The 22,258-nt window shown below is 59.7% G+C and carries 20 protein-coding genes; 10 read left to right on the forward strand and 10 right to left on the reverse strand.

Annotation, left to right across the window (positions count from 1 at the left end; translation table 11 throughout):
* Positions 1–49 precede the first annotated feature (49 nt).
* From FHX16_RS17335 to FHX16_RS17345, 3 genes are read right to left on the reverse strand one after another with little or no spacing between them, the layout of a single operon-like run.
* Positions 50–925, reverse strand: coding sequence for a protein phosphatase 2C domain-containing protein (locus tag FHX16_RS17335; protein WP_183861412.1), 876 nt, complete (start codon positions 923–925; stop codon positions 50–52).
* A 48-nt stretch (positions 926–973) separates the two neighbouring features.
* Positions 974–1,738 (reverse strand): GntR family transcriptional regulator, encoded by a 765-nt coding sequence (locus tag FHX16_RS17340; protein WP_183860974.1) that lies wholly within the window; start codon positions 1,736–1,738, stop codon positions 974–976.
* Positions 1,735–2,619 carry an N-acetylglucosamine kinase gene (locus FHX16_RS17345; protein ID WP_183860972.1) on the reverse strand — a complete coding sequence of 295 codons (885 nt, stop codon included), beginning with the start codon at positions 2,617–2,619 and terminating at the stop codon, positions 1,735–1,737. The genes FHX16_RS17340 and FHX16_RS17345 overlap by 4 nt, the downstream gene beginning before the upstream one ends.
* 524 nt (positions 2,620–3,143) lie before the next feature.
* Between FHX16_RS17345 and FHX16_RS17350 the strand changes: the two genes are divergently transcribed.
* From FHX16_RS17350 to FHX16_RS17370, 5 genes are all read left to right on the forward strand, one after another.
* The gene (locus tag FHX16_RS17350) at positions 3,144–4,403 is read left to right on the forward strand and encodes an ABC transporter substrate-binding protein (RefSeq protein ID WP_016554569.1); all 1,260 of its coding nucleotides are present in this window, start codon (positions 3,144–3,146) and stop codon (positions 4,401–4,403) included.
* A gap of 186 nt (positions 4,404–4,589) precedes the next feature.
* Positions 4,590–5,537 carry a carbohydrate ABC transporter permease gene (locus FHX16_RS17355; RefSeq protein WP_016554568.1) on the forward strand — a complete coding sequence of 316 codons (948 nt, stop codon included), beginning with the start codon at positions 4,590–4,592 and terminating at the stop codon, positions 5,535–5,537.
* Between the two features lie 10 nt (positions 5,538–5,547).
* Positions 5,548–6,390: a carbohydrate ABC transporter permease gene (locus FHX16_RS17360; RefSeq protein WP_016554567.1), complete on the forward strand. Its 843-nt coding sequence runs from the start codon at positions 5,548–5,550 to the stop codon at positions 6,388–6,390.
* On the forward strand, positions 6,387–7,469 hold the full coding sequence (locus tag FHX16_RS17365) for a Gfo/Idh/MocA family protein (RefSeq protein ID WP_183860970.1): 1,083 nt from the start codon (positions 6,387–6,389) through the stop codon (positions 7,467–7,469). Before FHX16_RS17360 ends, FHX16_RS17365 begins: the two co-directional genes overlap by 4 nt.
* Before the next feature lie 12 nt (positions 7,470–7,481).
* Positions 7,482–8,483 (forward strand): ABC transporter ATP-binding protein, encoded by a 1,002-nt coding sequence (locus FHX16_RS17370; RefSeq protein WP_183860968.1) that lies wholly within the window; start codon positions 7,482–7,484, stop codon positions 8,481–8,483.
* Between the two features lie 56 nt (positions 8,484–8,539).
* Here FHX16_RS17370 and FHX16_RS17375 read toward each other — a convergent pair whose 3' ends face one another.
* The 7 genes from FHX16_RS17375 to FHX16_RS17405 all read right to left on the reverse strand — a co-directional run bounded on the left by FHX16_RS17375 (position 8,540) and on the right by FHX16_RS17405 (position 15,354).
* Positions 8,540–8,845 (reverse strand): NIPSNAP family protein, encoded by a 306-nt coding sequence (locus FHX16_RS17375; RefSeq protein WP_183860966.1) that lies wholly within the window; start codon positions 8,843–8,845, stop codon positions 8,540–8,542.
* A 51-nt stretch (positions 8,846–8,896) separates the two neighbouring features.
* Positions 8,897–10,231, reverse strand: a complete 1,335-nt coding sequence (locus tag FHX16_RS17380; protein WP_183861411.1) for an MFS transporter — start codon at positions 10,229–10,231, stop codon at positions 8,897–8,899.
* Between the two features lie 139 nt (positions 10,232–10,370).
* Positions 10,371–11,432, reverse strand: coding sequence for an ABC transporter ATP-binding protein (locus FHX16_RS17385; RefSeq protein ID WP_016554562.1), 1,062 nt, complete (start codon positions 11,430–11,432; stop codon positions 10,371–10,373).
* A 14-nt stretch (positions 11,433–11,446) separates the two neighbouring features.
* Complete coding sequence (locus tag FHX16_RS17390) at positions 11,447–12,235, reverse strand: ABC transporter permease (protein ID WP_183754499.1); 789 nt, start codon at positions 12,233–12,235, stop codon at positions 11,447–11,449.
* Entirely contained in the window at positions 12,232–13,125 is an 894-nt protein-coding gene (locus FHX16_RS17395) for an ABC transporter permease subunit (RefSeq protein ID WP_183754501.1), read from the reverse strand. Before FHX16_RS17395 ends, FHX16_RS17390 begins: the two co-directional genes overlap by 4 nt.
* 72 nt (positions 13,126–13,197) lie before the next feature.
* Positions 13,198–14,301, reverse strand: a complete 1,104-nt coding sequence (locus tag FHX16_RS17400; RefSeq protein ID WP_183754503.1) for an ABC transporter substrate-binding protein — start codon at positions 14,299–14,301, stop codon at positions 13,198–13,200.
* Between the two features lie 180 nt (positions 14,302–14,481).
* A complete protein-coding gene (locus FHX16_RS17405) occupies positions 14,482–15,354 on the reverse strand; it encodes a MurR/RpiR family transcriptional regulator (protein ID WP_183860965.1) in 873 nt (290 codons plus the stop codon).
* Between the two features lie 176 nt (positions 15,355–15,530).
* On the opposite strand from FHX16_RS17405, the gene FHX16_RS17410 reads away from it, so the two are divergent.
* The 5 genes from FHX16_RS17410 (at position 15,531) to FHX16_RS17430 (ending at position 22,124) form a co-directional block, all read left to right on the forward strand.
* Positions 15,531–16,304: an N-formylglutamate amidohydrolase gene (locus tag FHX16_RS17410; protein ID WP_183860963.1), complete on the forward strand. Its 774-nt coding sequence runs from the start codon at positions 15,531–15,533 to the stop codon at positions 16,302–16,304.
* Between the two features lie 126 nt (positions 16,305–16,430).
* Positions 16,431–17,978, forward strand: a complete 1,548-nt coding sequence (locus FHX16_RS17415) for an amino acid permease (protein WP_183754509.1) — start codon at positions 16,431–16,433, stop codon at positions 17,976–17,978.
* Between the two features lie 145 nt (positions 17,979–18,123).
* On the forward strand, positions 18,124–19,491 hold the full coding sequence (locus tag FHX16_RS17420; RefSeq protein ID WP_183860961.1) for a glutamine synthetase family protein: 1,368 nt from the start codon (positions 18,124–18,126) through the stop codon (positions 19,489–19,491).
* A 105-nt stretch (positions 19,492–19,596) separates the two neighbouring features.
* Complete coding sequence (locus FHX16_RS17425) at positions 19,597–20,982, forward strand: aldehyde dehydrogenase family protein (RefSeq protein WP_183860960.1); 1,386 nt, start codon at positions 19,597–19,599, stop codon at positions 20,980–20,982.
* The gene (locus tag FHX16_RS17430; protein ID WP_183860959.1) at positions 20,979–22,124 is read left to right on the forward strand and encodes an iron-containing alcohol dehydrogenase; all 1,146 of its coding nucleotides are present in this window, start codon (positions 20,979–20,981) and stop codon (positions 22,122–22,124) included. The genes FHX16_RS17425 and FHX16_RS17430 overlap by 4 nt, the downstream gene beginning before the upstream one ends.
* Positions 22,125–22,258 lie beyond the last annotated feature (134 nt).

Here is a 22,258-nt window from a genome sequence, read left to right on the forward strand (position 1 = left end):
TTGATTCAGGTTTTCGGCGCAAAGCACTGATTCTGAATCGAAAGTTGTCTCAGGCGTCAGGCGTCAATTCGACAAGCAGGGCGGTGGTATCGTCACTCTGCTTGTAGCGCGGGTAGCGGAGGCCTTCGGGATCGATCTCGCGTTCGAAGTGCCTGAGTTCATCAAGCATTGGCCGCAAGCCCTTGTCGCGTGCGGTGCGTACGAGGCCCGCTGAATCATAGGCTGCGTAAAGGACCGCGAGATCCGAAAGGCCGTCGCTGCAGACAATTGCGTGCGCCTTGCGCCCGACATCCAGCCGTTCAGAAATCAGGTGGTCGGCTGCCTCCGGTACGAGGCCTAGGGTCCAGACCCCGCTCTCCGGCGTATTCTGCCGTTCGCGGTGCTGGCGCAACGAGGCGAGGGTCTCGGTATTGCCGAGCGCGCCACCTTCCTTCGTGATGCCGCCTGTGCGCGCAATGTGTTTTCGGGCTTGGTTCTGCTCATATTGATAGGCACCCGGGATTGCCATGTGCATGGTGGCGGAGCCGTCTTCCTGTAGCAGGAAGACGCTGGAGTCGCCGAGGCCGATGAAGTAGAAGCCATCGCGTGTCTGATGCAGCATCGCGAATGCTGTCAATGGCCAGGCATAACGCGGCACGTTCTCGTTGTGTCGGAGAAAAGCTGCCCGGGCTGCGACCGAGAGGCCGCGCGCAACCTCCGAGATGCTGGACTCACGAGTGATCTGATCCTCAAAGCCGCGAGCGAAATGCTGGGCGATCCAGGCGGCGTCACTGCCCGCCACATCCATATATTGGCGGTCGCCGAGCCCCGTGGCACCGTCGATGACGAAGGCGCAGGACTCGTTGCAGCCGAAGCTGTCGTCATTCGGCTTTGCGGGATTTCCGGGATCGGAGATGCTGTCGAGGAGTGTGATGCGAGCTGTCATGGTACATGGAATAGACGCCATTCGCCGTCTCTTCAATGCGACCAGGCATCACGGCACGCCGATCGTCAGTTCGGCGACAAAATCATAGGCATCGCCGCGATAGAGCGAGCGCGTAAATTCAACCGCTCGCCCCGAGCCGAGATAGGAGATACGCTCGATCGACAGCCCTGCAGCGCCGACGGGTACGCCGAGCAGATGGGCGTCGGCTTCCTTCATGTTGGTAGCGGAAATCCGCTGCACGGCGCGGACCGGGCGGACCTGACGGCGCTCGAGTTCGGCATAAAGCGACGTTGTCACGACAAAGGGATCGGGCAGGAATTCTCCAGAGACGCTGGCGTTTTCGATAGCCAGCGGCTGGTCATCAGCGATGCGCAATCGGCTGAGGCGTGAGACCCTGACATCCGTCGCGAGGCCGAGAATCATCATTTCATCCGGCGAGGGCGTATGAATGCCCTTGTGCAGCCATTCAGAGCGCGAGGTCATGCCCCGACGGGCCATATCCTCGGTAAAGGACGTGAGCTGCGAAAGGCGCTGCTCGACCTTCGAAACGGGCTTGGTCACGAAGGTGCCGGAGCCATGGCGGCGAACCAACAGTCCGTCGGCAACCAGTTCATCAATTGCCTTGCGCACAGTCACCCGGCTGACTGTTGCAAATTCCGCGATGTCACGCTCGGGTGGCAGAGCGTCGCCATGGCCAAGCGTGCCTGTTCGAATGGCATCTTCCAACGTGCGGCGCAGTTTGACGTAAAGCGGGCCGGTGCCGCCGGCCTGAAGGCGTTCGGGGGAGAGAAGGTTTGCAAAATCGTCGGTCATACCGCGCCGGCTCCTTCCTCGTGCAGAAACTTCACAGCGAGATCGATGGCGCCCTGCAGGACGTCGCCGCGCGGCTCGCGCAGCAGAGCAACGTGACGTTCTGCGAGCCACGGGCGATAGGCGTTCGCCAGCCCGCCCAACAGGCAGATCGCCTCGCATTCCGGCCAGAGCAGTGCATCAAGGCTCTCTCCGATCGAGGCTGCTGCGTTCCGAACGATCGCCGTCGCAACCGGGTCGCCCTTGGCTGCAGCCTCGAAAACGACGGGTGCATAGCGGGCAAAGTCATTGGGACGGGATACATGGGCGAACTCGACGACGCGCTCGGGATTGTCGCCATACTCGGCCATGACGGTCTGGGTCACAGGCGAGGACGGGCGCACCCCGTCATGCGCAAGCAGGGACTGCTCCAAGAGGTCGCGGCCGAGGCGAGCGCCGCTTGCCTGATCACCGACAACGAACCCCCAGCCTCCAATGCCGTAGAGCTTGCCGTTGCGGCGCGCATTGTAAACGGACCCTGTGCCGAATGCGCCGATCACGCCGTCGTAATCGCCGAGAGCTCCCTGCAGGGCTGTCGTTGCGTCAGTGACAACCCGGCGTCTGGCAAAGGGCAGGGCGCGCTCGATCCGTTCGGCATAATCGCCGACGTTCGCGCCGGCAACGCCAACCACGGCAGCGACGGTGGAAACGGTTTCAGGCGATAGGCCGGCGTCGCGCAATGCGTTTCTGGCCGACGCCACGATGTTGAGCAGCGAATTGTCGAGGTCGGAGAGGATGTTCGACGGACCGGCTGTGCCACGGCCGAGGATATGCCCCGCCGCATTCGTGACCGCGGCGCGGCAACTGGAGCCGCCGCCATCAATGCCGATCGCAAGTTCTGTCATTGAACCACCGAAAATCCGCTCGTTTCCCTCGTTTTTATTACAATACCAAAAAAATACCATTTACCAAGTGCAAAGCGTAGCAAAAATTCATCTTTTTATATTATTGATTTTGAACGATAAAATTTTTAATGCAGCATTTCTGTCGTTCAGATGTTAAAATTGGCTGGACAATTGGTATTTTTTTGGCCTTAATTCAACTCAAAGGGAACAGCGCATCGGGCAGCGATAAACCGGCAGGACTGAGATAAGCCGGGCCACTCGATGAAATGCGGAATCGGTCGTGGCGGCTTTGTCGCCCTCAAGCCGTTCTTGCCGTCAGTTTTCCCTTTCATGGCTGTGCCGGATCGGTTTCTTGTTCGGGTACGCTGTCTGGTCGACGGGTGTTTGCCTGTCGTGCCGATCGAGCTTTCGGGCCGGCAGTTGTTGACGGCCCTCAATGGGGCGCTGCGTGTCACCTCGTGCATGCAGTCGCTCGTTTCAGGTCAAGAACGGCGCCTTATCGGCGCTCAAAACAGGAGAGGGAAATGAGACACACTGCACTGAAAGGCTTCCTGCTGGCTTCGAGCCTGCTGACATCCGTCGGCTTCGCTCATGCCGCCGACGTCACGCTGACGGTCGAAAGCTGGCGTAACGACGACCTGCAGATCTGGCAGGAAAAGATCATCCCGGCGTTCGAAGCCAAGAACCCGGGCATCAAGATCGTCTTCTCGCCGACCGCGCCGACGGAATACAACGCTTCGCTGAATGCCAAGCTCGATGCGGGCTCCGCTGGCGATATCATCACCTGCCGTCCGTTCGATACGTCTCTTGAACTCTTCAAGAAGCAGCAGCTCGCCGATCTCACGAGCCTGTCTGGCATGGAGAATTTCACGCCGGTTGCCAAGGCTGCCTGGTCGACCGATGACGGCAAATCCACCTTCTGCGTGCCGATGGCTTCGGTCATCCACGGCTTCATCTACAACAAGGACGCCTTCGACAAGCTCGGCATCTCCGTTCCGAAGACGGAAGACGAGTTCTTCGCAGCTCTGGAGAAGATCAAGGCGGACGGCACCTATATCCCGCTCGCCATGGGCACGAAGGACCTCTGGGAAGCCGCAACCATGGGCTACCAGAACATCGGCCCAAACTACTGGAAGGGTGAAGACGGTCGTTTGGCGCTGATCGAAGGCAAGCAGAAGCTGACGGATGCCGACTGGGTCAAGCCGTATGAAGAGCTCGCCAAGTGGAAGCCGTACCTTGGCGATGGCTTCGAAGCTCAGACCTATTCGGATAGCCAGAACCTCTTCACGCTCGGTCGTGCGGCGATCTACCCGGCCGGTTCCTGGGAAATCGCGCTGTTCAACAGCCAGGCGCAGTTCAAGATGGGCGCCTTCCCGCCGCCGGTTCCGAAGGCTGGCGACCAGGGCTACATCTCCGACCATCCGGATATTGGCGTCGCGCTGAATGCCAAGAGCACGCATGCCGAAGAAGCCAAGAAGTTCCTGTCGTGGGTTGCGTCCGGCGAATTCGCCGACATCTACGCGAACTCGCTGCCGGGCTTCTTCAGCCTGAACTCCAACCCGGTGAAGATGAGCGATCCGCTGGCTCAGGAATTCGTTTCCTGGCGCGGCCCGTACAAGTCGACGATCCGTTCGACCTATCAGATCCTCGGGCGCGGCACGCCAAACCTCGAAAACGAGACCTGGATTGAGTCGGCGAACGTCATCAACGGCACCGACACGCCGCAGGCAGCCGCCGACAAGCTCCAGAAGGGCCTCGACGGCTGGTACAAGCCAGGCAAGTAATGAAAGCCGAGGGGCGGCGTCAGCCGTCCCTCACGCCGGCTCAAAGCCAATTTCGTATCCGCTTTTCCTCTCCCCGCCGCCTTCGAAACCCGAGCGGACGGGGAGACGATTAGAGGAAAGGGCGTTCTGCCCGCCGTGTCAGATGCGCTGCGCCAGAGGCGCCGCCAAGAAGAACAGGCAAAAGCCATGAGCGAAGCCCTATCCGCTGTCGATGTCGTTCCCATCAAGCGCCCCGTGCGCTGGCACATCGGCGTCTTTCTTTTCCCGGCATTCGTCGTCTACTCGGCGATCATGATCCTGCCGCTGATCGAAACGCTGAGGCTTTCGTTCTACAACACGGTCGATGGCGCGCCTGCCTTCGTCGGTCTCGCGAATTACAAGGTGCTGTTCGGCGATGCCCGCTGGGCCCGTGACTTCTGGAACGCGCTGGTCAACAACTTCATCTTCTTCCTCATTCACATGTGCGTGCAGAATCCGATCGGCATCGCGCTGGCCGCGCTGCTGTCGACGCCGCGGCTGCGCTTCGTGGCGTTCTACCGCACCGCGATGTTCCTGCCGACACTGCTTTCCTTCGTGATCGTCGGCTTCATCTGGAAGCTTATCCTGTCGCCGATCTGGGGCGTTGCGCCGTGGCTGATGAGCCTTGTTGGCATGAAGTCGCTCTTCGCTCCATGGCTCGGACAATCCGGACCGGCGCTGATCGCCGTGTCGCTGATCTCGAACTGGCAGTACATCGGCATTCCGATGATGCTGATCTACGCAGCGCTTCTCAGCATCCCGGAAGAGGTGATCGAAGCCGCCGAGTGCGACGGCATCACCGGCTGGGCACAATTCTGGAAGATTAAGCTGCCGCTTATCCTGCCGGCGATCGGCATCATCTCGATCTTGACATTCGTCGGAAATTTCAACGCCTTCGACCTGGTTTATACAGTGCAAGGTGCGCTTGCCGGGCCCGATATGTCGACGGACATCCTTGGTACGCTGCTCTATCGCACGTTCTTCGGTTTCCAGCTGCAGCTCGGTGACCGCTCAATGGGGGCGACGATCGCGACAGTGATGTTCCTGATCATCCTCGCCGGCGTGTCTTTCTATCTCTTTGCCATCCAGCGGCGCATGCGCCGGTACCAGTTCTGAGGAGGGTGTCATGTCCAACAGAGCACGCACATCCCCAATCCGCACCGGTCTCGTTCACCTGGCACTTATCGGCTATACGCTGGTTGCCATCTTCCCGGTGTTCCTAACGATCATCAACTCGTTCAAGGACCGCAACGCGATCTTCCGTTCGCCGATGCAGGTGCCGACGCCCTCCACATTCAGCCTTGTCGGGTACCAGACCGTGCTGGGGCAGGGTGACTTTGCCACCTATTTCCAGAACAGCTTCATCGTCACGGTCGTTTCGATCTTCTTCGTGCTGTTGTTCGGCGCGATGGCCGCCTTCGCTCTCTCCGAATACAAGTTCAAGGGCAACACGCTGACGGGTCTTTACATGGCGATCGGCATCATGATCCCGATCCGCCTCGGCACGGTCGCCATCCTGCAGGGGATGGTGGCAGCCGGCCTCGTCAACACGCTGACGGCGCTGATCCTCGTTTATACGGCGCAGGGTATTCCGCTGGCGATCTTCATCCTGTCGGAATTCATGCGGACCGTCTCCGACGATCTGAAGAATGCCGGTCGCATCGATGGGCTGTCGGAATATTCGATCTTCTTCCGGTTGGTGCTGCCGCTGGTGCGCCCGGCCATGGCCACCGTTGCCGTCTTCACGATGATCCCGATCTGGAACGATCTCTGGTTCCCCTTGATCCTGGCGCCGTCGGAAGCAACGAAGACGGTCACCCTCGGATCGCAGATCTTCATCGGTCAGTTCGTGACCAATTGGAACGCAGTGCTTGCGGCACTTTCGTTGGCGATCCTGCCGATCCTCGTTCTCTACGTCATCTTCTCGCGGCAGCTGATCCGCGGCATTACTTCGGGAGCGGTCAAGTGAGTGCGTCCGACAAGTCAATCCGCGTTCTCGTCGCCGGCCTCGGCAATATGGGACGCAGCCATGCGTTGGCCTACCACAACAATCCCGGTTTCGAGATTGTCGGGCTGGTCAACCGCTCCAAGCCAAAGCTGCCTGAGGAGTTGCGGGGCTACGAGATCTATTCGGATTTCCTGGCAGCACTTGTCGAGTTAAAGCCGGATCTCTGCGCAGTCTGCACCTATTCTGACACCCACGCCGACTACGCGGTCGCTGCCTTCGAGGCAGGTTGCGATGTCTTCGTCGAAAAGCCGCTGGCGACAACTGTCGCCGATGCTGAGCGCGTCGTCGCGGCGGCAAAGAAGGCTGGCCGGAAGCTGGTGATCGGCTACATCCTTCGCCACCACCCATCCTGGATGCGATTGATAGAAGAGGCGCGCAAGCTCGGTGGCCCTTATGTCTTCCGTATGAATCTCAACCAGCAGTCCAGTGGTCCGACGTGGGAGACGCACAAATCGCTGATGCAGACGACGTCGCCGATCGTCGATTGCGGCGTGCACTATGTCGATGTCATGTGCCAGATCACCGATGCCAAGCCGGTGGAGGTGCGAGGGATGGGATTGCGGCTCTCCGACGAAATTGCACCCGACATGTATAACTACGGCCAACTTCAGGTGCTGTTCGAGGATGGTTCCGTCGGCTGGTACGAGGCCGGCTGGGGGCCGATGATCTCGGAAACGGCGTTCTTCGTGAAAGACATCATGTCGCCGAAGGGATCGGTCTCGATCGTCATGGACCCGAACGCCAAGTCTGACGATATCGACGCTCACACAAAGACCTCGGTTATCCGCCTGCACACCGCGGAGACGGGACCTGACGGAAAGTTCATCCGACCGGACCAGGACATGACGATGGAGGGCGAGCCCGGCCATCAGGAACTCTGCGACCGCGAGCAGGCTTTCATGCTGAAGGCCATTCGCGAGGACATCGACCTCAACCGCCACATGGCAGACGCCGTCGCTTCGCTGCGCATCTGCCTCGCCGCCGACGAAAGCGTGCGTATCGGCCAGGCCGTCAGGCTCCAAGAGCCGGTCAAACTGTAAGGAATACGACTAGTGGGATCGCTTCAACTCAAATCCATCCGCAAGACCTACGGCACGCATGAGGTGCTCAAGGGCATCGACCTGGAGGTCAAGGACGGCGAGTTCGTCATTTTTGTCGGACCTTCGGGTTGCGGCAAATCAACCCTGTTGCGCAGCATTGCCGGACTGGAAGACGTCACCTCGGGTGCCGTTCTCATCAATGGCAAGGACGAGACGCTGACGCCTCCCGCCAAGCGCGGCATCGCGATGGTGTTCCAGTCCTACGCGCTCTATCCGCACCTGACGGTCAAGGACAACATGGGCCTTGGCCTCAAGCAGGCCGGCACGCCGAAGGACGAGATCGAGACGCTCGTCAAGAAGGCCTCCTCGATGCTGTCGCTTGAACCGTATCTCGCGCGGCGCCCGGCGGAGCTTTCTGGTGGCCAGCGCCAGCGCGTCGCCATTGGCCGTGCGATCGTGCGCGAGCCGGCGCTCTTCCTTTTCGACGAACCGTTGTCGAACCTCGACGCAGCCTTGCGTGTTCAGACGCGCCTCGAAATCGCCCGGCTGCACCGCAGCCTCAAGGCGACGATGATCTACGTCACCCACGACCAGGTCGAGGCGATGACGCTCGCCGACAAGATCGTGGTCCTGAATGCCGGCGCGATCGAGCAGGTCGGTTCACCGATGGAGCTGTACAACCGTCCCGCAAACACCTTCGTTGCGGGTTTCATCGGTTCGCCGATGATGAACTTCATTCCGGGTGACAAGGTTGGAGATGCGGGCGCAAAGACTGTCGGCGTGCGCCCGGAGCATCTCACCCTTTCGCGCGAGCAGGGAACATGGCGGGCGAAGGTCGTCCACGTCGAACATCTCGGCGCGGACACGATCATCTATCTCGAATCCGAGCAGTGCGGCCTGATCACGGCGCGGCTATTCGGGGAGCATAAGTACGAGCCGGATGAGATCGTCTATGCGACGCCGGACACGGGCCACATGCATCGGTTCGATGCCAATGACCAGGCAATCCGCTAGAGCCCGACTTCAAACTGAAAGCCCCGCCATAGAGCGGGGCTTTCCATTTCTATCGATCAGCCAAGGACAGGGCGCATGAAACTGCGCTCGTAGCTGATGATGCTGCGATTTCGTTTGTCCAGATCGAATGCGGCCTGGCATTCGGGATCGCTTGCCATGCGCGTGCGATAGTCTTCGTAGGCCGCGAGGCTCGGGAACGAAAACAGCGCAATGGCAATGTTGTTCGCGCCCTCGGACGGCAGGAAATAGCCGTGATGCGTGCCTCCCATTCGATTGACGATCGGAATCCAGAGGCGCGCATACTCCTCGAATTCGGCAACCTTGTATGGGTCGATCGTGTAACGCAGATAGCAAGTAATCATTGAAGCATTCCTTTGAAGCAAAGCCGGACGGTGGCCACACGCCTCCGACAGCTAGGCGGCGAGGCGCTCGGTGAGTTCCTCGATGCCGACGTCTGCCTCGACGCTGTCTCCCTTGGCGATCAGATAGAGCCCTAGCACGAAGGCGAGGGCGGCGATGAAGAGCAGGTAGTAGGCATGAGCCATCGGATTGATTGGCAGCAGCGATGCGACTGCAAGAGGCGTCAGGCCGCCGAAAATCGCATAGGAGACGTTGTAGGAGAAGGAGAGGCCGCTGAAACGAACGCGGGCCGGAAAGGCGCGGACCATGACGTAGGGTACTGCTCCAACCATGCCGACTGAAAGCCCCATGATAGCGTAGAGCGTGAAGAGGACGGTCAGCGAAACGCCCGCGTAGGTATAGAAGGCGAAGGTTGCTGCACCAAAGAAGATGCTGGAGACAACAAAGAAGCGTCCTGAGCCAACCCGATCGACGATTGCGCCGGCAGCAGCGGTTCCGAAGATCAGGAAGAGCGTACCGAAGCTGGTGGCCGCAAGCGACTGCAGAGCGGTGTAGCCATAGAGCTTCTGCAGGAAGGTCGCGGTCATCAGAGTCGTCACGACAATACCGGCCGACAGGATCCAGGTCAGCAGCATGGAGATGATGACGCCGCGCGGGTAGTCGCGCAGGACGGCTTTCAGCGGCAACTCCGGAACGAGTGAGAGGGCTTGCTTCATCTCCGCAAAGATCGGTGTCTCCTGCAACCAGCGGCGCAGATAGACGGCAACCAGGCCGAAGATGCCGCCCAGGAAGAAAGGGATGCGCCATGCATAGGCGGCGACATCATCTGGTGTGAAGACTGAGTTAATGATCGTTGCGACGAAGGATCCGAGCAGGATGCCAAGCGTCAGGCCGGAGCAGAGAAAGCCACAGGCGAAACCGACCCGGCGGAAAGGAACGTGTTCGGCCACGAAGGTCCAAGCGCCGGGCACTTCACCGCCGATCGCCGCACCTTGCAGGATGCGCATGAGCACAAGGAGGATCGGAGCGGCGATGCCGATGGTCGCATAGGTCGGCATCGCCGCCATGCCGAGCGTAGAGAGCGCCATCAGCAGGATCGAGAAGGCAAAAACGCGCTTGCGGCCAAAGAGGTCGCCGAAATGGGCGAGGATGATGCCGCCGAGCGGACGAACCAGATAGCCGGCGGCGAAGATCCCGAACGTCTGGATCGTTATCAGCCATTCCGGCATGTCGGCTGGAAAGAACAGCTTGCCAATCACCGCCGCGAAGAAGACGAAGATGATGAAGTCGTAGAACTCAAGCGCACCCCCGAGAGCAGAAAGACCGAGTGTGCGAAAATCCTGCGAAGTGAGGCGGCGAGGCGCGGAGGCTGTCGTCGTGGGAGACATCATGCTGACTTTGCTTAACGAAAACGTTTCAGCCGTCGTTGCGCATCGACGTCGCCATTTCAAGCAATTTCCGGCGCCTCAGCTATGGCGCCGGAAATGCGGGAACGAGTGTGGCAAAACCGCAAAGGTTAGGGCGCGCTCAGTCTCGGATGACGAGCAGGTCCGCTGCCATGAAACGGAGCGTTACGGTTTCTCCGGCTTGTGGCGGCGTTACGCCGGGGCTGTTGAACATGTCAAAGGAAATGACGTTGCCGCCGACGTTCATGCGGGTGCGGATAACCGAACCGAGGAAGTGCGCGGAGACGACCTGACCGGTCAGCTTCGTGTCGCATGGTGCGCTCTCGGCCAACGATCCGGCTTCCGGACGTAGCGCCAGAGACACCGTATCGCCCGCTTTGAAAGCCGCGACGGACTGCTTTAGCGTGACCCCCTGATCGCCGATCTGGATACGGTTGACGGCGGGATCGACGACCTTGGCCTCGATCATGTTGAGCGTGCCGACGAAGGAGGCGACGAAGCGCGTGGCCGGCGTGTTGTAGATCTCGAAGGGTGTTCCGATCTGGTCGGCGCGACCAGCGTTCATGACGACGATGCGGTCGGAGATCGACAGGGCTTCCTCCTGGTCGTGCGTCACGAAGACGGTGGTGATGCCGAGCTTCTGCTGGATCGCGCGGATTTCCTCGCGCAGTGATACGCGGATCTTGGCGTCGAGGGCAGACAGCGGCTCGTCGAGCAACAGCACCTGTGGGCGCACCGCCAGCGCACGTGCCAGCGCCACGCGCTGCTGCTGTCCACCTGAGAGCTGATAGGGATAGCGGTCGGCGAGGTGGTCGAGCTTAATCAGCCCGAGCATTTCCTTTACCCGCTGATCGATTTCGGTTGCCTGCTCACCGGCGACCTTCAAGCCGAAGGCTACGTTGTCGTGAACTGTCATGTTGGGAAACAGCGCGTAAGCCTGGAAAACCATGCCGATATTGCGCTTGTTCGGCTTCAGATTGTTTTGTTCCTTGCCGCCGATGGCTATGCGGCCGGCGGAGGGCGTTTCGAAGCCTGCGATCATGCGCAGGACGGTCGTCTTACCGCAGCCCGAGGGGCCGAGGAAGGAAATGAATTCACCCTTCTCGATCTGCATGTTGAAGTCATGCACGACCTGCGTTGCGCCGAAGGATTTCTTGAGGTTTGCGAGTTCGAGGAAAGCCATGAAAACCAGATACCTTACGACTTGGCCGGAGCGGCTCGGTGAAAGCGGGAGGCGAGATTGAGCAGGCCCATGCTGAGCCAGGTGATCGAGAAGGCGATGACCGCCAGCGCCGACGGCTCGTAAGCGCGGTTAGCGCCGACCAGCTGCAGGTAGGGGCCGAAGGCCGGACGATTGAGGAGAGCGGCCATGGTGAATTCGCCCATGACGATCGCGAGCGTGATGAAGGCGCCCGAGAGCACGCCGCTCATGACGTTCGGGAAGATGCACTTGAACATGATCGTCGTCCAGCTGGCGCCGAGGCTCTCGGCCGCCTCCGTCAAGGTGCGGACGTCGATTGCGCGCATCGCCGTGTCGACCGCACGGTACATGTAGGGTAGTGACAGCGTCATATAGGAAAGGACGAGCAGGACGTTGGTGCCTGAGGTCGAGCCCGTCAGCGGCAGGATCGAGGATGAGTTGTACATTCTCAGATAGCCGAAGACGATCACAATCGCCGGGATAACCAGTGGCAGCAGCGTGATGAATTCTACGACCGGGCGGATTTGCGGCAGGCGCAGACGCACCCAGTAGGCGGTCGGTACCACAAGCAGCATGCCGAAGATGATCGTCAACAGAGCCATCAGCATCGAATAGCCGAAGGTTTCGCGGAACTGCGCATCGGAAAAAACCGAGGCGTAGGCGTCGAAACTGTATGTGCCGCGGCGCATACGCAGCGAGAATTCGATCGTGGCGATGAGTGGCAGCAGGAAGTAAATCGAGCCGAACGCAATGGCGATCCAGGCTCCAAGGCGTGAAGTCTTCATTTTTGCCACCGTTCAGCGCGCATGCGCAGCAGGATGTAGAGGAGATTGGAGAGGCCGGTGATGACGATCATGCCTAGCGCCAGCGCATAGCCGAGGTTGGCATTGTGAAGAACGTCGCCGCGGATCTGCGCATAGAGCAGGATCGGCACGATGTTCAGCGAGCTACCGGTCAGCGCGTAGGCGGTCGCGATGGCACCGAAAGCATTTGCAAAGAGCAGCAGCGTCGTGCCCATCAGGCTCGGCCAGAGGATCGGGAAGGCGACCATCCGCCAATACTGACCGTTGGTGGCGCCGAGGATCAGCGCGGCTTCCTTCCACTCCTTTTTCATCCCGTCGAGAGCCGGCGTCAGGATCAGCACCATCAGCGGGATCTGGAAGTACATGTAGGTGAGGGTGAGCCCGAAGAAGCTCAGTAGGTTGAAGCCGGTGGAATAGAGATTGAAGCCGAACCAATCGCGCAGCAATACGGTGACGAGCCCGGTGCGCCCAAGCGTGGCGAGGAAGGCGAAAGCAAGCGGCACGCCGGCGAAGTTTGAAGCAACGCCGGAAAAAGTCAGAAGGCCGGAGCGGACCCAGTTTGGGAGGCCGCCGAGGACGATGGCCCAGGCGAGAAAGAAGCCGATCAGCGCACCGCCGAGGGCGGAGGCGACCGAAACCCGAATGCTGATCCAGTAGGCGCTCAGGATCGACGGCGTGAACAAGTCGGCAATGTTCTGGAGCGTCAGATTGCCTTCAGGCGTCAGGAAGGCGCCTGCCACGAGATAAAGCGTCGGCACGATAAGGAACAGCAACGCGAAGATCATGAACGGTGCGATGCCGAGCCAGTCTACGATCTTGTCGCGGTTTATCATGGACGTGGTCGTGACCACGGATGTTGAAACGGTGCTCATAGACGACAGCCTTATCGGGGCAATGAAAACGAAACCTCTCCGCCCAAGGGCGGAGAGGCCTTGTGTCAAAGATTACTTAACGTTCGCGCCGACAACGCTGTCCCACTTGCCGGTGATGGCAGCCTTGCCAGCAGCCTGCTCGTCGAGCGTCGGGAAGACAGCCTTTTCATAGGCAGCAGCCGGCGGCAGCTTGTCGAGAAGCTCCTGCGGGATCTTCTTGTTGGCTGCGAGGTCGTTGAAGCGGATCGGGTGGCAATAGCCCTTCAGCCAGCCAAGCTGACCTTCGTCCGAATAGAGGTATTCCATCCAGAGCTTTGCAGCGTTCGGATGCGGAGCGAAGGCGGAGATCGCCTGGACGTAGACGCCAGCGTTAACGCCCGATGCCGGAACGACGACTTCAACCGGCGGGTTGCCCTTCAGCGTATCGCGCCAGGACAGGCCGTTGTAGTCCCAGGCGACGACGATCGGGGTCGAGCCCTGAGCGAGCGAGGCAGACTTGCCGATGACAGGCACAAGGTTGCCGGCCTTGTTGAGTTCGGCGAAGTAGGCGAGACCGGCTTCACCAGCCTTGGTCGCATCCTTTTCACCGGCTGCGATACCTGCGGCGTAAACTGCCTGGACAGCTTGGTTCGACGCGCGCGGATCACCAGCGAGGGCGATGCTGTTGGCGTAGTCCGACTTCTTCAGGTCGGCCCAGTCCTTCGGGACTTCCTTGACGATGTCGGTGTTCACGACAAACGAGAGGACGCCGTAGTAGTCGCCGTACCAGAAGCCGTCAGCATCCTTGGCGCTATCCGGGATCGAATCCCAGGTGGAGACCTTGTAGGGCTGGATCAGGCCGTCGGCCTTTGCTGACGGACCGAAGGAGAGGCCGACGTCGATCACGTCTGGAGCCTGCGGGCCGGTGTTGCCCTTGTTGGCCTTGATGGCTTCGATTTCATCGCCCGAACCGGCGTCCGGGTTCAGCTCGTTGACTTCGAGACCGTACTTGGCCTTGAAGCCGGCGATGACGTCGCCGTAGCCGCACCAGTCGTGCGGAAGCGCGATGGTGGTCAGCGTACCTTCCTTCTTGGCGGCAGCGATGAGTTCAGCGCTCGGTTCAGCGGCTGCGATTGCAGTCGAAGCAACAACAATTGCAGTAGAAAGTGAAAGAATTCTAGAAATATTAGAGATCACTGTTGTTCTCCTTCGTGGTTCAGTGTCTGACGATGCTGTTACTGACGTTACGTGAAGCTTTCGTGACAGTTTGATGACCTTATTTTTTCTTTGTATAGCAGGCATTTGGCGGCGGTGTTTCATTTACGACACGTTGTTCACTCAAGCGCGGCCTGTCATCTCGCTGTCGTATTTTCCCTCCTAACTGAGTTTGCGGAAGAGCCTGGTTTGTTCGAACAGACCCTCCAGCGTTTTCATGCGTTCTTTCGTTTCGTCCCATGTCGAACTCTGAACGGCTTCGATCAGCGCTTCGACAATAAAGAGAGTGACGACTGATGAATCCCAGGCCGATGGGGCCTCGATCTGCACACGAAACGTGTGGCGCGCGAGCTTGGCGGCAGGCGATCCCCATTGATCCGTAAACACGACAATCTCGGCTCCGCGCTTGCGGGCCGCGGTCGCGAGACTGACCATCTCCTGCTCGTAGCGGCGGATATCGAAGATGACCAACAAGTCGCCGGGATTCAAATTGAGGACGTATTGCGGCCAGCTGCTCGAATTAGATGAGAGCAGAGCGGTGTTCGGGCGAATGACCTGCATATGCGTGAAGAAGTATTCGGCGAGCGCGCCGGTGATGCGTCCGCCGACAAAATAGAGGCCGCGCTTGCGGTCGGAGAGGAGGGAGGCGACGCTGTCAAACGTCGCTGTATCGAGCGCGCTCAGCGTCTGGCGCAGATTGCCCATGATCGCGTCGGCAAAGCGGTTCAGAATATGCGTGCCCGGCGCATTGGAGGCCCAGCGGTCGTGCTTGGCGATAGGGTTTGAAATCGTTGCTTCGACTTCCTGATGGAGGTGCGACTGAAAGTCGGGATAGCCCTTGAACCCAAGCTTCTGGACCATGCGCACGACCGTTGGCGTTGACACACCGGCGTTCTCAGCAATCGTCGTTATGCTTCCCAGTCCGGAGACAGGGTAGTTGTCCAAAAGGCTCTCAGCCAATTGCTTTTCAGCCCGCGTCAGCGTGCCAAAATGCGAATGGATTACGTCCGAAACTGTCTTCGACGCAGCGGTCACGCGATCATGCTCCCCGGGATTGGTCTTGTGCCACTTTCCCACTGAAAGTTAACAACGCTGTCACAATCCATGTCAACTACTGTCATGAAAAGAAATTTTCAGAGTGCGCTTGACAGTCGTCGAAACGTGAAGAATTCTTTTCTTATACATACTTTATTAATGATCGGGATGCGCCTGTGGTGGCTGCTCAGTTCAAGGTCCTAAGCGAAGCGGAAGGCGAATGCGTTTCGGTCGAGCGACCGAACGGCAGGAGCTCGTTGCTGGTGATCTGCGAGCATGCTTCCCGATTGCTGCCTGAGCGGTACGGAACACTCGGTCTCTCCGATGAAGCGCTGGAAAGTCATATTGCCTGGGATCCGGGCGCTTTGGCCGTGGCCCGCGGGATTTCGGAGGCTCTCGATGCCACACTCATCTACCAGCGATTTTCTCGGCTGATCTACGATTGCAACAGGCCACCGGAGTCAGCCGGAGCCATGCCTGAGAAGAGCGAAGTCTATGAGATACCGGGCAATGCCCATCTCAGCGGGGAAGAACGCCTCGCGCGGACAGAAGCGTTGTATATTCCTTTCCATGACGCCATTCGCGCACTGATTCGCGATCGTAAGGCGAGGGGGCGGGAGACGGTGATTGCAACGGTCCACAGCTTCACTCCGGTGTACCACGGCAAGACGCGCGCTGTGGAAATTGGTATACTGCACGACGAAGACAGCCGCTTTGCAGACAGCGTTTTGAACGCCGCATCGTCCGGCTCGCCTCTCTACAAAATCGAACGCAACGAGCCCTATGGCCCTGCGGATGGCGTGACCCACACGCTGATCCTGCATGGGCTGTCCAATGGGCTCCGCAATGTAATGATCGAGGTCCGCAACGACCTCATCTCAGACGAAGACGGTCAAGGGGTCGTGGCCGACTATCTGACAGGGCTTCTCCAGCAAAGCCTGGACGCCTGACAATGAAAAAAAAGACCCCAGGGAGCAGTCTAACTGCGATCCGCCCGTAGGCGAAAACGTCACGGGCACTTTGGCACTGGATGATCATCCGCAATCCCGCGGATGATCGCTAAACAGGGGGAAGTCATGTCCGATTACACGGATCACGACAAGAAGCAGGATATGCATATCCTGCACTCCATGGGCTACGCCCAGGAGCTGGAACGGCGGATGAGCTCGTTCTCGAACTTTGCCGTTTCGTTTTCCATTATTTGCATCCTCTCCGGCGGTATCAACTCACTGGCGCAAGCCACGGCGGGTGCCGGCGGTGCGGCGATCGGCATCGGTTGGCCGGTCGGTTGCTTCGTCTCGCTGGTGTTCGCTGTCGCGATGGCGCAGATCAGTTCGGCCTATCCGACCGCGGGCGGCCTCTACCATTGGGGCTCGATTCTCGGCAACCGCTTCACCGGCTGGGTAACCGCATGGTTCAACCTGCTCGGTCTCGTCACCGTTCTGGGCGCGATCAACGTCGGCACCTACTACTTCTTCATGGGCGCCTTCGGGACAAGCTACTTCGGCCTGACAGACACCACGATGGTCCGCATCGTCTTCCTGGTTATCATTACCGGTGCGCAGGCGCTCGTGAACCACATGGGGATTGGGTTGACGGCGAAGCTGACGGACTTCTCCGGTTATCTGATCTTTGCGACGGCGATCGTACTGGCCGCTGTCTGCCTGTTGGCAGCACCGTCCTATGACATTGGTCGGCTTTTTACCTTCGCCAATTACTCCGGCGAAGCGGGTGGCAATGTCTGGCCGTCGACTTCGGGCGCGTGGGTCTTCCTGCTCGGTCTCTTGCTGCCAATCTACACGATCACCGGCTACGATGCTTCGGCGCATACCTCGGAAGAAACGGTCAAAGCCGCGCATTCCGTGCCACGCGGCATGGTTTCCTCGGTCCTGTGGTCGGCGCTCTTCGGTTACATCATGCTGTGCGCTTTCGTGCTGATGCTGCCGAACATGGACGATGCAGCCAAGCAGGGCTGGAATGTATTTTTCTGGGCGATGGACAGCCAGGTGAACCCTGTTGTCAAGGATCTGCTCTACCTCGCCATCTTCGTCAGCCAGTGGCTGTGCGGCTTGGCAACGGTGACCTCGGTCTCGCGTATGATCTTCGCCTTCTCGCGTGACGGCGGTCTGCCTGCATCGAAGGCGCTGTCGAAGGTCAGCCCGAAGTACCGTACTCCGGTCGCGGCCATCTGGACCGGATCGATCCTCGCTGTCCTTTTCGTCTGGGGCTCGTCGCTCGTTTCGATCGGTGAGACGCCGGTTTACACGATCGTCGTATCGTGCACGGTCATCTTCCTGTTCTTCTCCTTCGCGATCCCGATCACCCTCGGCCTCTTTGCCTGGGGCACGTCGAAGTGGGACAAGATGGGGCCGTGGAACCTCGGCGAGGGCATGTTCAAGCTGTTCGCGATCCTGTCGATCCTCGCGATGGTGCTGATCTTCGTTCTTGGCATCCAGCCTCCGAACGATTGGGCTCTCTACATCACCGTCGGCTTCCTCGTGCTGACCGCGATCGTATGGTTCGGCTTCGAAAACCGCCGCTTCAAGGGACCGCCGATCGGCGACGAGGTTGCGCGCCGTCAGGCGGAGATCGCAGCAGCCGAAAAGGCAGTCGGCGAAGCCTGAGGTTCTCGACTTCCCTCTCCGACTCCGGGGCCGCGATAGCGGCCCCGTTCTCCGGATCAACGAAAACGCATCACGGCGGCTCACTCGTTTCACTGCATGCTCTTTCGTTGCACCGATTTCAGTTCCAAGTTCAGGCGGATTCACCATGAGCATCTATACCCTCGACGATCTCAAGCAGGATGTAGCCGATGGGCGCATCGATACGGTTCTGGCGTGCCAGGTGGACATGCAGGGCCGCCTGATGGGCAAGCGGTTTCAGGCCGAATACTTCCTGGAAAGCGCGTGGAAGGAAACGCATAGCTGCAACTATCTCGTTGCCACCGACATGGAGATGGAAACCGTGTCCGGCTACAAGGCGACAAGCTGGGAAAAAGGCTATGGCGACTACACGATGAAGCCCGATCTTTCGACGCTGCGCCGCATTCCATGGCTCGAAGGCACCGCGCTCGTGCTCTGCGACCTCCTTGACCACCACACGCATGAAGAAGTACCGCATTCGCCGCGCGCGATCCTGAAAAAGCAGGTCAAGCGACTGGAAGACATGGGCATGAAGGCGTTCATGGCCTCGGAACTCGAATTCTTCCTATTCGACCAGACCTACGAATCTGCACACGCATCCGGTTATCGCAACCTCAAGCTCGCCAGCGCCTACAACGAAGACTACCACATCTTCCAGACGACCAAGGAAGAGGAGGTCATGCGGGCAATCCGAACCGGATTGCAAGGCGCCGGTATTCCGGTCGAGAACTCGAAGGGTGAGGCGTCGGCGGGCCAGGAGGAAATCAACGTGCGGTATGCCGACGCGCTTACCATGGCCGACCGCCACTCCATCATAAAGAACGGCTGCAAGGAGATCGCCTGGTCGAAGGGCAGGGCGATCACCTTCCTCGCGAAGTGGCACTACAATGCCGCTGGTAGCTCGTCGCACATCCATCAGTCCCTCTGGAGCGCCGACGGTAAGACACCGCTTTTCTACGACGAAGGCGGCAAGTACGGCATGTCACCGCTGATGAACAACTATGTGGCCGGTCTTCTCGCACACGCCAGCGAGATCACCTATTTCCTTGCGCCTTACATCAACTCGTACAAGCGCTTCATGGCTGGCACGTTCGCGCCGACGAAGGCGATCTGGAGCAAGGACAACCGCACGGCCGGCTATCGGCTCTGCGGCGACGATACCCGCGCGATCCGCATCGAGTGCCGTGTCGGCGGCTCGGACCTCAACCCTTATCTCGCGTTTGCGGCACTGCTCGCCGCCGGCATCGAGGGTATCGAGAAGAAGATGGAGCTGGAGTCGCCGTTTGTCGGCGACGCCTACGGCGCTCGCAGCGTCCGCGAGATCCCGCGCACCCTGCGTGCAGCAACCGCTGCCATGACGGAATCGAAGATGCTGCGTAGCGCCTTCGGCGATGACGTTATCGACCACTATACCCGTGCTGCCGAGTGGGAGCAGGAAGAATACGATCGTCGCGTTACCGACTGGGAAGTGGCGCGCGGTTTCGAAAGAGCATAAAGCGTAGCCAAGGCCGGACGGCGTCCTGTCACACGATTTCCATATCTCGGGAGATTGTTTGGGGCGTCCGCCGGTTTCGGCATGCCAAAACATAGGATGAAGATCATGGGAATGATCCAATGCATTTCACCGATCGACGGATCGGTTTACGCCGAACGCCCGGCGCTTTCGCTGGAGGCGGCGAAAGACGCGGTGGCGCGTGCGCGCAAGGCGCAGAAGGCCTGGGCAAAGCGGCCGCTGGAACAGCGCGTTCAGCTGGTGTTGAAGGGCGTCGCGCGGCTCAATGAAATGTCCGACGTCGTCGTGCCGGAGCTTGCCTGGCAGATGGGCCGACCGATCCGCTACGGCGGTGAGTACAAGGGTTTCAACGAGCGCTCCAACTACGTCGCCTCGATCGCCGCCGATGCGCTGGCGCCGCTTGTCGTCGAAGAAAGCGACAAGTTCGAGCGCCGCATCGAGCGCGAAGCGCATGGCGTCGTCTTCGTCGTGGCGCCTTGGAACTATCCCTACATGACAGCGATCAACACGATCGCGCCGGCGCTGATGGCGGGCAACACCGTTGTTCTGAAGCATGCGTCGCAGACGCTTGTTGTCGGGGAGCGGCTGGTGCAGGCGTTCGTCGAGGCCGGCGTTCCCGAGGACGTCTTCCAGAACGTATTCCTCGACCACGAGAGGACGTCGGCGCTAATTGCCGCCGGCAGCTTCAACTTCGTGAACTTCACCGGCTCGGTCGAAGGCGGGCGCTCGATGGAGCGTGCGGCGGCCGGCACGTTTACCGGTCTTGGCCTCGAGCTCGGCGGCAAGGATCCGGGCTACGTCATGGAAGACGCCGACCTCGATGCAGCGGTCGATACGCTGATGGACGGCGCGACCTATAATTCCGGTCAGTGCTGCTGCGGTATCGAGCGCATTTATGTGCATGAATCGCTGTACGACAGCTTCGTCGAGAAGTCGGTCGCTTGGGTGTCGAACTACAAGCTCGGCAATCCACTTGATCCGGAGACGTCGCTCGGCCCGATGGCAAACAAACGTTTCGCCAAGGTGGTGCGCGAGCAGGTCGCCGATGCTGTCTCCAGGGGTGCCAAGGCCCTGGTCGATCCGAAGCTCTTTCCGCAGGATGATGGTGGCGCTTATCTTGCGCCGCAGATCCTCGTCAACGTCGATCACTCGATGGCCTTCATGCGCGAAGAAACTTTCGGCCCTGCCGTCGGCATCATGAAGGTCAAAAGCGATGACGAGGCAATCGCCCTGATGAACGACAGCCAGTATGGCCTGACGGCTTCGCTCTGGACGAAGGATCCGGAGCGGGCAGGGCGGCTTGGTCGCGAGATCGAAACCGGCACGGTGTTCATGAACCGCGCAGACTATCTCGATCCGGCGCTCTGCTGGACCGGCGTCAAGGAAACCGGCCGTGGCGGCTCGTTGTCGATCATCGGCTTCCAGAACCTGACGCGTCCGAAATCCTATCATCTGAAGAAAGTCACAGCATGAACATCACAGCCAACTGGAGCTACCCGACAGCCTTCAAGCTCGGTCGGGGGCGCATCAAGGAACTGGCGGACGCCTGCAAGAGCCTCGGCATGAAGAAGCCGCTGCTGATCACCGACCGCGGTCTGGCGTCGATGGCGATCACCCAGACGGGGCTCGACATTCTCGAAGAAGCTGGTCTCGGCCGCGCGATCTTCGCGGATGTTGACCCGAACCCGAATGACAAGAACCTTGAAGCTGGTGTCAAGGCGTTCAAGGATGGTGGCCATGACGGCGTCGTCGCCTTCGGCGGCGGTTCGGGGCTCGACCTCGGCAAGTGCGTCGCCTTCATGGCCGGCCAGACGCGGCCCGTCTGGGACTTCGAGGATATCGGCGACTGGTGGACGCGTGCCAGCCTCGACGGCATTGCGCCGATTGTCGCGGTGCCGACCACAGCAGGCACCGGCTCGGAAGTCGGTCGCGCCAGCGTCATCACCAATTCCGAAACGCATGTGAAGAAGATCATCTTCCATCCGAAGTTCCTGCCGGGCGTTGTCATCGCTGATCCGGAACTGACGGTCGGAATGCCGAAAATCATCACCGCCGGCACCGGCATGGATGCTTTCGCGCATTGCCTGGAAGCCTATTCTTCGCCGTTCTACCACCCGATGTCGGCAGGCATCGCGCTTGAGGGTATGCGTCTCGTCAAGGAATACCTGCCGCGCGCCTACAAGGAAGGCACCGATCTCGAAGCCCGCGCCAACATGATGTCGGCCGCAGCCATGGGTGCGGTCGCGTTCCAGAAGGGGCTTGGCGCCATCCACGCGCTGTCGCATCCGATCGGGGCGGTCTACAACACGCATCACGGCATGACGAATGCCGTCGTGATGCCGGCGGTGCTTCGCTTCAATCGTTCGGCGATCGAGGAGAAGATCGCGCGCGCTGCTGCCTATCTCGGCATTTCCGGCGGTTTCGACGGTTTTTACGACTACGTGCTGCAGCTTCGCTCTGAACTTGGCGTTCCCGACAGCCTTTCTGCGATGGGAATCAAGCCCGACCGAATCGATGAGCTTTCGGCCATGGCGATCGAAGATCCGAGCGCTGGCGGCAATCCGGTCAAGATGACGCTCGAAAATACCAAGGCACTCTTTAAGGATTGCTTCTGAACTTAGAGAAGAAGGCGGACCTGAACTGGCCCGGAAAGCCTAGAGCGCCGTACGTTTAATCGAACCCATAGCCTGCGGCTGTAAAATAGTTTCGACATTCTTGGCTATTGAAGAGGTTGCAGATTGATCCGAGC

The organism is Rhizobium sp. BK661 (genome assembly GCF_024808825.1).
GTDB lineage: Bacteria > Pseudomonadota > Alphaproteobacteria > Rhizobiales > Rhizobiaceae > Rhizobium.

Excerpts from the sequence above, each read along its gene's own strand:
- FHX16_RS17335 (WP_183861412.1), bottom strand. The coding sequence starts at position 925 with ATGACAGCTCGCATCACACTCCTCGACAGCATCTCCGATCCCGGAAAT.
- FHX16_RS17420 (WP_183860961.1), top strand. The coding sequence starts at position 18,124 with ATGAGCATCTATACCCTCGACGATCTCAAGCAGGATGTAGCCGATGGG.
- FHX16_RS17360 (WP_016554567.1), top strand. The coding sequence starts at position 5,548 with ATGTCCAACAGAGCACGCACATCCCCAATCCGCACCGGTCTCGTTCAC.
- FHX16_RS17345 (WP_183860972.1), bottom strand. The coding sequence starts at position 2,619 with ATGACAGAACTTGCGATCGGCATTGATGGCGGCGGCTCCAGTTGCCGC.
- FHX16_RS17340 (WP_183860974.1), bottom strand. The coding sequence starts at position 1,738 with ATGACCGACGATTTTGCAAACCTTCTCTCCCCCGAACGCCTTCAGGCC.
- FHX16_RS17415 (WP_183754509.1), top strand. The coding sequence starts at position 16,431 with ATGTCCGATTACACGGATCACGACAAGAAGCAGGATATGCATATCCTG.
- FHX16_RS17380 (WP_183861411.1), bottom strand. The coding sequence starts at position 10,231 with ATGTCTCCCACGACGACAGCCTCCGCGCCTCGCCGCCTCACTTCGCAG.
- FHX16_RS17390 (WP_183754499.1), bottom strand. The coding sequence starts at position 12,235 with ATGAAGACTTCACGCCTTGGAGCCTGGATCGCCATTGCGTTCGGCTCG.
- FHX16_RS17350 (WP_016554569.1), top strand. The coding sequence starts at position 3,144 with ATGAGACACACTGCACTGAAAGGCTTCCTGCTGGCTTCGAGCCTGCTG.
- FHX16_RS17355 (WP_016554568.1), top strand. The coding sequence starts at position 4,590 with ATGAGCGAAGCCCTATCCGCTGTCGATGTCGTTCCCATCAAGCGCCCC.
- FHX16_RS17375 (WP_183860966.1), bottom strand. The coding sequence starts at position 8,845 with ATGATTACTTGCTATCTGCGTTACACGATCGACCCATACAAGGTTGCC.
- FHX16_RS17385 (WP_016554562.1), bottom strand. The coding sequence starts at position 11,432 with ATGGCTTTCCTCGAACTCGCAAACCTCAAGAAATCCTTCGGCGCAACG.
- FHX16_RS17425 (WP_183860960.1), top strand. The coding sequence starts at position 19,597 with ATGGGAATGATCCAATGCATTTCACCGATCGACGGATCGGTTTACGCC.
- FHX16_RS17430 (WP_183860959.1), top strand. The coding sequence starts at position 20,979 with ATGAACATCACAGCCAACTGGAGCTACCCGACAGCCTTCAAGCTCGGT.
- FHX16_RS17395 (WP_183754501.1), bottom strand. The coding sequence starts at position 13,125 with ATGAGCACCGTTTCAACATCCGTGGTCACGACCACGTCCATGATAAAC.